This is a genomic window from Ruegeria sp. AD91A, from assembly GCF_003443535.1.
Taxonomy (GTDB): Bacteria; Pseudomonadota; Alphaproteobacteria; order Rhodobacterales; family Rhodobacteraceae; genus Ruegeria.
The window spans coordinates 629721-641435 of record NZ_CP031946.1 but is presented as its reverse complement, the minus strand read 5'-3'; the positions used below and the strand labels follow the sequence as shown (position 1 = coordinate 641435).

The window sequence follows — 11715 nt, the reverse complement described above, 5'->3', positions numbered from 1 at the left end:
TTATGCGCCTTTTGTTAGCTTCAGCCCTTGCTTTGCAAGCCTTCGCCTTTGCCCCTGTGGTCCATGCCGCAGGCGGCGACAGCAGCAGCCCGCCGAAACCGACGAATACTACCAAGAAGTGTTTGTTCGGTCGGGTCTACGACGAATCCAGAGGTCGGTGCGTCAAACCCAACAAAACCAATCTATCGGATGATCAGCTATACGATGCCGTCCGCGAATTGGCCTATGACGGGCAGTATGGGCACGCTCAGGATATCCTGCGGATCATGGATCAGGACAATGACCGCGTGCTGACCTATTGGGGCTTTACCTACCGCAAGATGGGCGAGTTGGAGCTGGCGAACGTCTTTTATCAGAATGCCATCAATGCCAATCCCGACAATCTTCTGGCGCGCAGCTACATGGCGCAAGGCTTTGTAGCCGAAGGCAAAACCGATCTGGCAATCGAGCAATGGCGTGAGATCAAAGCCCGCGGCGGCGAAGGAACGTGGGCCGAGGCGTCCCTGCGCGCCGCCATCCGGACAGGGTTGACCTACAACTACTGAGCTTCAGGGTTATTTAACCCGACTCTCTCTAATCTGCCCGTGGTTCGGAATTTTTGGCACTACGGGCAGATGCAGGACACAAACGCATTGATACAAATGGCAAATGGGGGGTCAGCCCCTCTTGCTGCAGGGGATGACGGCGCGCCGCAAATTGTTCCGCGAACACTGACCGGCCGGCAAAAAGCGGCCGTTGTCGTGCGCCTTCTGTTGAACGAAGGCGCCGATATTCCGCTTGAGGAATTGCCCGACGACCTGCAAGAGACGTTGACCCATCAGCTTGGGCAAATGGGCCTTGTGGATCGCGCAACTCTGGGCGCAGTGGCCCAGGAATTCAGCGATGCACTGGACAACATCGGGCTGGCATTTCCACATGGGCTTGCAGGTGCATTGGACGCGGTGAACGGAAAGATCGCACCATCGACTGCCGCGCGCCTGCGCAAGCTCGCCGGGGTGCGCCAGATCGGCGATCCATGGCAACGCTTGCGTGACGTACCCATTGAGGATCTGGCGGCCATGGCTCAGGCGGAAAGCACCGAAGTGGCGGCTGTCATGCTTTCAAAAATGGATACCGCACAGGCGGCACAGATGCTGGGCCGCATGCCGGGCCCGGTTGCGCGACGAATTACCTATGCCATCTCGAAAACAACAAATGTCACCCCCGAAGCGGTTGAGCGCATTGGCTGGTCGCTGGCCGCGCAACTGGATCAGCAGCCTGCTCAGGCTTTCGACAATGGTCCCGGCGCGAGGGTCGGCGCGATCCTGAATCAGTCGCCGGCCGCTACACGAGACGACTTGTTGAACGCACTTGACGAGGACGACGCCGATTTTGCGGATTTGGTGCGCCAGTCGATCTTCACCTTTGCCCATATCTCAAGCCGCATTGCTGCCCGCGAGGTTCCCGCCATCCTGCGCGAAGTGGAACAGCCGGCTCTTGTCGCGGCGCTGGCGGGTGCCGCCGCTGATGATGACAAGGCTTCTGTTGAATTCATTCTGTCAAACATTTCGTCCCGCATGGCCGACAATCTGCGCGAGGAAATGGCCGAACGTGGTCGTGTCAAGCAAACAGAGGCCGAAGACGCCATGACACAGGTCGTTGCCGCCATTCGCACTCTGGTCGACGCCGGTTCAATTACTCTGATCGAAAAAGATGATGAGGAAGATACGGCCTGATATGTGAAACTAGGAGTTTTGCGCTGTCCGATCACCTGATGCAGGTTCAGGCATTCTGCCCGCCTGGGCGCTTGAGCTTGCAGGCATCGGGCTGTATGTCTGTCTCAGCAATTCGCAACACGCGGTGAGACACCTCCATGCCCGTTGAAAAGTCGGAGCTCAGCCGGTTTGAGCTTGGGAAATACTATGTCGCCAATCTGTTTCTACAGGGGGTCATCGGCATTATGCGCATGATTCCCTACGAACGGCGTATTGCAACAATGGGCGCCATCGTGCGGTTTCTGGCACCTGTTGTCGGGTTTCGCAAACGTGTCCGTCGAAATCTGAAGCTGACGTGCCCAGACTTGCCTGAAGCCGAAGTTAGGCAGATTTGCCGCGATGTGCCGGACAATGCCGGTCGTGCGATCATGGAGCATTTTTCTCCGGAAGACTTTATCGAACGTCAGAGCAAGGCCAAGATTTCAGGACCAGGTATCGCAGCGTTTGACGCGGCTATTGCCGAGGGTCGTCCGGTCATGATGATTACGGCCCATTTCGGTCACTACCTTGCCGCGCGTATCGCCCTGCAAACCTACAGCGGTCAGCCCATCGGCTGCCTGTATCGGAGGATGGCCAACCCGTATTTCAACGACGCTTATGTCGAAGCCTTCTACAAGACAGGCGCCCCGATGTTCGAACAGGGACGGCGCGGAATGGTCGAAATGGTGCGCTCGCTGAAAAAGGGCGGGATCATTGCCATCGTATCCGATCTTCACGCAATGGGCGGTGAAGAGCTGACGTTTTTTGGCAAACCCGCCGTGACATCCGTGCTGAACGCCGAATTGGCGATAAAATACAAAGCCGAGCTGATTCCGTGTTACGCGGTACGGCAGCCCAACGGCCTCGATTTTGAGATCGTTCTGCATGAACCGGTGCCACATACGGACCCGAAAACGATGACCCAATTCACCAACGACGATCTGGAAAAGATGGTACGGCAGCATATGGGGCAATGGTTCTGGATTCACCGACGCTGGAAGCATTGGAATGGATTGGGAATCAAGCCTGAAGAGATGCCCTGATCATTTGACTCGGGTCGCGGCAACAATCGGCCCATGACCTGCCCTTTGCACCAGAATGACAGCCGGCAAATCTGAACCAAGCTGAACCGCGAATGTTTGCGGTGCAGTTCCATCCCATTGCCCTGCAATCTGCCAGGCCTCAACGACATTGGCATAGTCTAACTCGTGCCCGGCCAGTTCTCCACGACGGATCGATGCGTGCCGCATAGGTGAGTATTGAACGACATGCACGTCGTAGGTTTCTTCTTTCGGCAACTCAACTGGAGTGACATCCACTGTCACCACATCGGCTGAGCGAATGGCAGTCACCGACGCTTCGAGTGCTGCTTTCAGATGCGCTTCGATCAATTGATCAAGTTCCCGGGCTTGCGCCCCGACAATATCGTGCTGCCCGTTGATCACCATCTGCGGTGTGTAGATCATCGATCGCCCCCCCTCGCGGGCATAAGCCCGCTGCCGGAGCGTATGATCAGGGTCTGCATATTCGTCCTTCCAGCCAATATAGTCCCAGTAGTCGACATGCAAAGCCAGCCCTATGACGTCGTCCCGCTTGGCCAGATCATGCATGATCCGATCCGCCGGCGGGCAGGATGAACACCCCTGAGACGTGAACAGTTCGACCACCACCGGGTCTTCCTCGGCCGCGACCTGTGCCGCCACAAAACAGGAAAACACGGTGGTCAATGCAATGGATCTGAACATGAGAACTCTCGGGTTGAGCGGTTGGGTCTCAGGGATAGCTGCTTTGACGCTCAACGGCCAATCAAGGTTTCTTGAGACATTGACACACGCCCTCAAGGAAAAAAGTGTACAATAGTATACAAATTTACCTCTCAACGCCTGTTCGACCTTGAACACTGGGCCTTGGTGATGCAGATAACACTCAGCAAATCCTAAAATCCAAGTCATTTGAGAGGGAGGCCACAGATGCCCATCAAAGTCGGACAGGATACCGCCAATACGCGCCGCAGTCTGAGCGTGAATGGTAAATCCATTTCCTATTATTCCATCCCCGCCGCGCAAGAGGCGGGCCTGGGCGATTTCTCCAAACTGCCTGCCGCACTCAAGGTAGTGCTGGAAAACATGTTGCGGTTCGAGGATGACGGGTTCTCGGTCTCGGTCGATGACATCAAAGCCTTTGCCGAATGGGGTGCCAAAGGCGGGAAGAACCCGCGCGAGATCGCCTATCGTCCGGCCCGTGTACTGATGCAGGATTTCACCGGCGTTCCGGCCGTTGTGGATCTGGCCGCGATGCGGGACGGCATCAAGGCGCTGGGCGGCGACGCGCAAAAGATCAACCCGCTGAACCCGGTCGATCTGGTCATCGACCACTCGGTCATGATTGACGAATTCGGCAACCCGCGTGCGTTCCAGATGAATGTGGACCGCGAATACGAACGCAACATGGAACGGTACCAGTTCCTGAAATGGGGTCAGGGCGCGTTCAACAACTTCCGTGTAGTTCCCCCCGGCACCGGTATCTGCCACCAGGTGAACCTTGAATATCTGGCACAGACCGTTTGGACCGATACTGACCAGAACGGCGACGAAGTCGCCTATCCTGACACTCTGGTTGGCACTGACAGCCATACCACCATGGTTAACGGCATGGCCGTTCTGGGCTGGGGTGTTGGCGGGATCGAGGCCGAGGCCGCAATGCTGGGTCAGCCAATCTCGATGCTGATCCCCGAAGTCGTGGGCTTTGAACTGACCGGCGATCTGGTCGAAGGCACCACCGGCACCGACCTGGTTCTGAAAGTCGTGGAAATGTTGCGCGAAAAAGGCGTTGTCGGCAAGTTTGTTGAATTCTTCGGCGAAGGTCTGGATCGTCTACCGCTGGCCGACCGCGCGACCATCGCCAATATGGCACCGGAATACGGTGCAACATGTGGCTTTTTCCCAATCGACGGCGAAACGCTGCGCTACATGCGCAACACAGGGCGCGACGAAGATCGTGTCGCTCTGGTTGAAGCCTACGCCAAGGAAAACGGTTTCTGGCGTGACGAGAACTACGCGCCGATCTACACCGACACCCTGTCCCTGGATATGGGCACTATTGTTCCGGCGATCTCGGGGCCCAAACGCCCGCAGGATTATGTCGCGCTGACCGACGCCAAAGCTGCTTTCACCAGGGAAATGGCCGAGACCTTCAAGCGCCCGATGGGCAAACAGATTGAGGTCAAAGGCGAAAACTATGGCATGGAATCGGGTAAGGTCGTGATCGCCTCGATCACCTCCTGCACCAACACCTCGAACCCTTATGTGATGATCGGAGCGGGCCTTGTGGCGCGCAAGGCAGCCGCGCTGGGTCTGGATCGTAAACCTTGGGTCAAAACCTCGCTGGCACCAGGTTCGCAGGTTGTGTCCGCTTACCTGGAGGCCGCGGGCCTGCAGGAGGATCTGGACAAGATCGGCTTCAACCTCGTGGGATATGGCTGCACCACGTGTATCGGCAACTCGGGGCCAATCCAGAAAGAAATCTCGGAGGCAATTGCGGAGGGCGATCTTGTTGCCACCTCGGTCTTGTCGGGCAACCGCAACTTCGAAGGTCGGATCTCGCCCGATGTGCGGGCCAACTATCTGGCTTCGCCGCCTCTGGTCGTCGTGTACGCGCTGGCGGGCACCATGGATATTGACCTGACATCCGAGCCGATCGGTCAGGACAAGGACGGCAATGACGTCTATATGAAAGACCTCTGGCCTACCCAACACGAGGTCGCGGAATTGGTCGAACGGACCGTCACGCGCGAAGCGTTCCAGTCGAAATACGCCGACGTTTTCAAAGGGGACGAAAAATGGCAATCGGTTGAAACCACTGATGCAGAAACCTATGACTGGCCACCGACATCGACCTATATCCAGAACCCGCCCTATTTCCAGGGCATGGGCCCCGAACCAGGCACGATTTCCAACATCGAAGGCGCCAAGGTTCTGGCCATTCTAGGTGACATGGTCACGACCGACCACATCTCACCTGCTGGGTCATTCGCGACGACTTCGCCCGCAGGCCAGTACCTGATCGAACGTCAGGTTCAGCCGCGTGAATTCAATTCATATGGATCACGCCGCGGCAACCACGAGGTGATGATGCGCGGCACATTCGCCAACATTCGCATCAAGAACGAGATGCTGGACGGCGTCGAAGGCGGTTACACCAAGGGTCCGGACGGCGAACAGACGTCAATCTACGACGCCTCGATGGCCTATCAGGCGAATGGCACCCCGTTGGTGGTATTCGGTGGCGAGCAATATGGGGCGGGCTCAAGCCGCGACTGGGCGGCCAAGGGCACGGCGCTGCTGGGCGTGAAGGCCGTAATCGCCGAGAGCTTTGAGCGTATCCACCGTTCGAACCTTGTTGGTATGGGTGTCATTCCGTTCGAGTTCACAGGAGGCGACAACCGCAAAACCCTTGGGCTGAAGGGGGATGAAATCGTTTCGATACACGGGCTGGATACAATCGAGCCGCTACAGGAAGTCCCCTGCACCATCGTTTTTGGCGATGGAACCGAAAAGACCATCACCCTGAAATGCCGTATCGATACCGCGCCCGAGATTGAATACATCGAAAACGGTGGCGTATTGCATTACGTCCTGCGCAATCTTGCAAAGGCATCATAACCGATAGCAAAGCATGCAATTCAAACCCCCGGCCATCTGCCGGGGGTTTTTTGTATTCTGGTCATTTATTCGAAAACCTGAAACTGTTAGGCAAGGTCATCAACGGAAACCAATCGCTATGAAGAAACCCAACGCCCTGCTGGTGTGTTCGCTCAGCGTAATTGCAGTGATCGGGATATGGGGCGTCGTGGACATTCAAAGTCTGGTGACCTGGGCCAGTGGCATTGTCCAACAGACCTTCCACAGCCGCGGCTGGTTCGTGATGCTCGCCGCTTCGGGCATGTTGATCGGATGCCTATTTCTGGCCTTTTCACCCTATGGCAATATTCGCCTTGGCCGGGATGACGAGGAACCAGAGTTTTCCACGGCTACATGGATTTCGATGTTGTTTTCTGCGGGCATGGGCGTCGGCCTGCTGTTTTGGGCAGTGGCGGAACCGTTGACCCATTTCAACTTTATCAACGGTATGGCACCGGATTTCATCGCGGCGCAACAAGCCATGCTGGCGACGAACTTTCACTGGGGCTTACACGCTTGGGCCATATACGGATCAACCGCGCTTTCCATCGCCTTTTTCAGTTTTCGGCGCGGCACCGGGATGATGGTCAGCGCGCCGATCAAAAGCCTGTTTCCCGGCGAACGCTGGGCTGAACGTGTCGGATGGCTTTCGGATTTCATGGCGATCATCGCCATTGCCATTGGTGTCGGCGGTTCCATGGCCATGGGCGTATTTCAGGTGGCAGACGGCATCGCCGTTCTGGGCGGTCGTGAAACCGTCGGCGCCCTTCTGATTGGCGCCGTGTTTCTGGCAATGGTCGCGGCCTATATCCCGGCACTCCTGATCGACCTGGGTCAAGGTATGGCGCGCTTGTCCAATGCCGCCATGCTGATCGCAATCGGCCTTGTTGCCTACACGGTGGTCCTTGGCCCCACTGAATACCTTCTGAATACCATCGTTCAGGGGTTCGGGGACTATGTCACCAACGTCATTCCCAGGGGCTTTCAGACTTTTACGTTCTTCGGCGATGACGTCACCAGATGGTTCAGTGATTGGACACTTACCTACATGGTCTGGTGGATCGCCTGGGGTCCGTTTGTGGGCGTCTTTGTCGCCCGCATATCTCGCGGTCGCACGATACGGGAATTCGTGATCGGAGTGTTGTTCGCCCCCACCCTGTTTTCAATCCTCTGGTTCGGTGCATTTGGTGGCATTGGCCTGTTCGAGGCGCTCAATGGCGCTGGCGAACTCTTGTCCTATACGCAGACAAATATTGAACGTGTAACCTTCGTCCTGCTCGACCGGCTTCCACTGTCTGTGATTACGACACTTGCCACGGTACTGGCCGCCTTTCTGTTCATTGTAACCAGCGTCGTTAGTGCGGCATTTGTTCTGGGCACCTTCTCGACGGGCGGGGACGAGAATCCCCCGCCGCGCGTCCGGCTGATCTGGGGGGGATTGCTTGGGCTGCTGAGTGTCGCGATGATCCTTTCGGGATCCGTGGACTCGGTGAAGATCCTCATCTCGCTTGGCGCATTGCCCTTTGTCTTCATTTCAGTCCTGCTGATGGTGTGCTTGTTCCGCGGGCTCAGAGAGGAGGGGCAACGCAATGTTGATCGGTGATCTCACGGACACTCTGATGAACCTTGTCACCTTTGCGTTCATCGCGGCAATGCTCTGGATATTGCTGCGCAAGTGACAGCATTTCGACAGCGCAAAAAACAACGTTGAATCCTGGGCGCTTTGCCGGTCATCTGAGTTCATGGAAAAAGTTGCACTGATAACCGGTGGTGCCCGTGGGATCGGGCGGGCAATAGTCGAAGACCTGAGCCGAGATCACCATGTCGCCTTCACCTGGTTGGCCAGCCAGCCGGATTCTGAAGTGCTGAAAGACGACGTTCTGGCAATTCAATCGGACCTGACAGAAGACAACCAACCCACCCAGGTCGTCGAAAAGGTCATCGATCACTTCGGACGACTGGACGTGATCGTGAACAACGCCGGTCTTGTTCGCGCCACTCCGAAACAAGCGTTCAGGGTTGAAGACCATCACGCTATTCTTGACCTCAATCTGCTGGCCCCCGCCGCGTTGCTGGCTGCGGCATTGCCGCATTTGAACCGCGGCGCATCAATCGTCAGCATTTCGTCGATGAACGCGACACTGCCACCGCGCGACGCCGTGACCTATGGGGCAAGCAAGGCCGCTTTGAACCTCTGGACACGCGCAATGGCGAAAGAGCTTGGCCCGGAGGGCATCCGTGTCAACGCGGTTGCGCCGGGCGCCATCAACATCCCCGAAGCCCCCCGTCCAGACGATCTGACATCGCTTTTCGTCAAGGAAACGGCTCTGGGCCGGATCGGAAGACCCGAAGACATCGCCAGCGTCGTTCGGTTTCTGGCCTCGGACGCGGCGGGATTCGTAACCGGAGAGGTTCTGGGCGTGACCGGAGGGTATCGCCTGTAGACCCGCATTCGCTTGGCTTTAGGATCTGCCTTAACCGCCCGCGGCTTTTTCCAACGCCGGTCGCAGAGTGTTTTCAATCACACGCTGCGTAATCGGGCCTGCAAAGCGCAAGATGATGGTGCCGTCACCATCGATTACATAGGTTTCGGGCACGCCATAGAGCCCCCAATCCAAGGCCATGCGGCCCTGCTCGTCACGGCCAATCGCGGCGTACGGGTCACCCAACTCGGTCAAAAACGCTTCGGCGTTGCCTAGCTGGTCTTTGTAGTTGATGCCATAGACCGGGATACCTTCGGCAGCCAGGGCTTCCAGATTGGGATGCTCGGCACGGCATGGCGCGCACCAGCTGGCCCAGTAGTTGACCAGTTTGACTTCTCCATCCCGCAGCGTGGCATCGTCGAACAGCTTCTTTTCCGGGAACTCGCTCAGAACCACAGGCGGAGCCGGTTGGCCTTCGCGGGCAGAGGGTAACGCGTTGGGGTCTTCACGGAACATACCGATCCCGGCCAACACGGCGAAAGCGCCAAAAATCAAAGGCGGCGCGATCATCAGGGGCGATATCTTAGCCATTGCGCGAAATCCTTTGTTCGATTTTTTCCATTTCAGTGCGCATCTTGCGCCCTCGCTTCACACTGAACACGATCAATGCCACAAGCAGCACGACGGACACGGCATAAGACGACAGTACGGCGTCAGCATATTTTCCAAGATCGGGGATCATCCGCCCACCCTTTCCCGCGCCAGCAACGCTTTGATACGACGCGCGCGGATTTCAGTCCCGGTGCGGTACAATACCAGCGCAATGAACAGCAGAACAAATCCGATGATGCACAACAACAACGGATAGAAGTAGATGTTACTCACCTTCTCTTCGGTATCGGCACCCGTCACGGCAGCCGCGCGCATGACCGATGCGCCCTGATGCAGGCCCTGGTTCCAGAAGTTGACTGCATATCGGCTGAGCAGCGCAAACACGGATCCTACGAGACACAGAACCGAGGTCAGGTCGGCCGCAGTGTCCGGATCCTCTATGGCTTCCCACAAAGCGACATAGCCAAGATAGAACAGGAACAGGATCAGAAACGCGGTCAGGCGCGGATCCCAGGCCCACCAGGTGCCCCACATAGGCTGCCCCCAGATCGCCCCGGTCAATAACGCTATCAGGGTCATCACGATCCCGATCGGTGCAGCCGCCCGTGCCGCCAGCGCGCTGACATGGTGACGCCGCACCAGCCAGACCAGAGAAGTTGCCAGCATCATCAGCCAGCAATTGATCGCCATCAGCGCCGCCGGTACGTGCAGATAGATGATCTTGACCGTCGACCCTTGCTTGTAGTCGTCCGGCGTGAAGAAGAACCCCCAGACCAGCCCAACGACGATGCAGATGATCGAGACGATCCAGAAGAACGGCAGGACACGTTCACTGGTCGCAAGAAACTTGCGCGGGTTGGCGTATTCCCAGAGGGCGTTGGCTTTGGCTGCGATTGTCATGGGCCCTATCTAGTCCGAGTTGGAGGTTTTCTCAATTGACATCAGTCAAAGCTAGGACGGTTCACCGCAGATTGATACGTAACACAGCAGCGCTGGCAAACGGCAACAATGCGATCGTCGCAGCCGTGATCCCTGCCAACATCAACAACGGCGTCTGCACGTCCATCCCTGTAGCCCCACGCCGGGCGACCTCGGCCCCGAAAATCAGGGTGGGGACGTAAAGCGGCAAGACCAACAGTGACAACAGCAAACCGCCGCGCTTGAGGCCGACGGTCAGGGCTGCGCCGAATGTGCCGATCACGCTCATGGCCGGGGTTCCGATCAGCAGCGAGGTGACAAGCCAGAAGAAGCCCGGCACTGGCAGGTTAAGCAAGACACCCAGAAAGGGCGCGGCCAGAACCAAAGGCAGGCCTGTGGTCAGCCAGTGGGCCAGCGCCTTGATGGTCACAACAGATTCCAGTGGCAGCGGTGCCGTGGCCAGCAGGTCCAGCGATCCGTCCTCCCAGTCCAGCGCCAGAAGACGGTCAAGAGACAACAGACACGCCAGCAACGCCCCCAGCCAGAGCACACCGGGCGAAATGGTGGACAGCAGCGAGGATTGTGGCCCCACTGCAAACGGCACCATTACGGTCACGATCAGGAAAAAGGCCAGACCCAACCCAAACCCGCCGCCCGCACGGAAGGCCAGTTTCAGGTCGCGCAGCAAAAGGGCGATCACAGGAAGCCTCCGTCGAAATCGTCAATGGGTTTGGGTTTGGCCTTGTTCGGGCCGACGTCCAGAACCTCGCCATCCAGACCAAGGTCGATATGGGTGGCGATCAATGCCGACCCGCCCTGCTCCAGATGTGCGCGGACCGCATCGGCGAACATTTGCACTGCGTTTTTGTCCAGCGATACGGTCGGCTCGTCCAGCATCCAGATCGGCCGCCCGGTGACCAGCATTCGTGCCAATCCCAGCCGCCGTTTCTGACCTGCCGACAGGTTTCCTGCGTGACGGTCCGCCAACTCATTCAGCTGGAAAGCATCCAACGCGGTTTGAATACCGTTAGTGCCAAAGACAGCAGCCCAGAACGTCAGGTTTTCAGTCACTGTCAGCGTCGGTTTCAGCCCGTCTGAATGGGACGCATATGCGATCTGATCCTCTGCCCCCTGGATCTCACCTTCCAGCGGCGGTTGCAATCCGGCCAATGTGCGCAGAAGTGTGGTTTTACCGATCCCGTTCGGTCCGCGCAGAATCAGGGCTTTGCCCGGAGGCAGCTGAAAGCTGAGATGCTCCAGGACGAGAATGCCACCACGGGTGATCGACAGGTCAGTTACAATCAGACTCATGACACCCGCTTATCGGAATGTCATCAGAGGCAAAAGGTG

General features: G+C 57.4%; 12 protein-coding genes. 6 read left to right on the top strand and 6 right to left on the bottom strand.

The annotated features are described in order from the left end of the window. The first annotated feature begins 2 nt into the window (after window positions 1-2). The 3 genes from D1823_RS03210 to D1823_RS03200 all read left to right on the top strand — a co-directional run bounded on the left by D1823_RS03210 (window position 3) and on the right by D1823_RS03200 (window position 2776). Window positions 3-545 (top strand): tetratricopeptide repeat protein, encoded by a 543-nt coding sequence (locus tag D1823_RS03210; protein WP_117868589.1) that lies wholly within the window; start codon window positions 3-5, stop codon window positions 543-545. A 96-nt stretch (window positions 546-641) separates the two neighbouring features. Next, window positions 642-1715 carry a flagellar motor switch protein FliG gene (locus D1823_RS03205; protein ID WP_371415301.1) on the top strand — a complete coding sequence of 358 codons (1074 nt, stop codon included), beginning with the start codon at window positions 642-644 and terminating at the stop codon, window positions 1713-1715. A 137-nt stretch (window positions 1716-1852) separates the two neighbouring features. Beyond that, window positions 1853-2776 (top strand): lysophospholipid acyltransferase family protein, encoded by a 924-nt coding sequence (locus D1823_RS03200; protein ID WP_117868587.1) that lies wholly within the window; start codon window positions 1853-1855, stop codon window positions 2774-2776. On the opposite strand, the gene D1823_RS03195 is transcribed toward D1823_RS03200, so the two are convergent. Then, window positions 2777-3478, bottom strand: coding sequence for a thioredoxin family protein (locus D1823_RS03195; RefSeq protein WP_117868586.1), 702 nt, complete (start codon window positions 3476-3478; stop codon window positions 2777-2779). 225 nt (window positions 3479-3703) lie between these two features. Here D1823_RS03195 and acnA point away from each other — a divergent pair, with 225 nt between their 5' ends. The 3 genes from acnA (at window position 3704) to D1823_RS03180 (ending at window position 8856) form a co-directional block, all read left to right on the top strand. Then, window positions 3704-6394, top strand: coding sequence for an aconitate hydratase AcnA (gene acnA / locus D1823_RS03190; RefSeq protein WP_117868585.1), 2691 nt, complete (start codon window positions 3704-3706; stop codon window positions 6392-6394). A 118-nt stretch (window positions 6395-6512) separates the two neighbouring features. Then, the gene (locus tag D1823_RS03185; RefSeq protein WP_117868584.1) at window positions 6513-8015 is read left to right on the top strand and encodes a BCCT family transporter; all 1503 of its coding nucleotides are present in this window, start codon (window positions 6513-6515) and stop codon (window positions 8013-8015) included. 139 nt (window positions 8016-8154) lie between these two features. After that, window positions 8155-8856 carry an SDR family NAD(P)-dependent oxidoreductase gene (locus D1823_RS03180; RefSeq protein WP_117868583.1) on the top strand — a complete coding sequence of 234 codons (702 nt, stop codon included), beginning with the start codon at window positions 8155-8157 and terminating at the stop codon, window positions 8854-8856. 30 nt (window positions 8857-8886) lie between these two features. On the opposite strand, the gene D1823_RS03175 is transcribed toward D1823_RS03180, so the two are convergent. The 5 genes from D1823_RS03175 to ccmA all read right to left on the bottom strand — a co-directional run bounded on the left by D1823_RS03175 (window position 8887) and on the right by ccmA (window position 11676). Further along, complete coding sequence (locus D1823_RS03175; RefSeq protein WP_117868582.1) at window positions 8887-9426, bottom strand: DsbE family thiol:disulfide interchange protein; 540 nt, start codon at window positions 9424-9426, stop codon at window positions 8887-8889. Beyond that, on the bottom strand, window positions 9419-9577 hold the full coding sequence (ccmD, locus tag D1823_RS03170; protein WP_205511904.1) for a heme exporter protein CcmD: 159 nt from the start codon (window positions 9575-9577) through the stop codon (window positions 9419-9421). Before ccmD ends, D1823_RS03175 begins: the two co-directional genes overlap by 8 nt. Further along, window positions 9574-10347 carry a heme ABC transporter permease gene (locus tag D1823_RS03165; RefSeq protein WP_117868581.1) on the bottom strand — a complete coding sequence of 258 codons (774 nt, stop codon included), beginning with the start codon at window positions 10345-10347 and terminating at the stop codon, window positions 9574-9576. The genes ccmD and D1823_RS03165 overlap by 4 nt, the downstream gene beginning before the upstream one ends. A 61-nt stretch (window positions 10348-10408) precedes the next feature. After that, window positions 10409-11065 (bottom strand): heme exporter protein CcmB, encoded by a 657-nt coding sequence (gene ccmB, locus D1823_RS03160; protein WP_117868580.1) that lies wholly within the window; start codon window positions 11063-11065, stop codon window positions 10409-10411. Next, entirely contained in the window at window positions 11062-11676 is a 615-nt protein-coding gene (ccmA, locus tag D1823_RS03155; RefSeq protein WP_117868579.1) for a heme ABC exporter ATP-binding protein CcmA, read from the bottom strand. Before ccmA ends, ccmB begins: the two co-directional genes overlap by 4 nt. Between the last annotated feature and the right edge of the window lie 39 nt (window positions 11677-11715).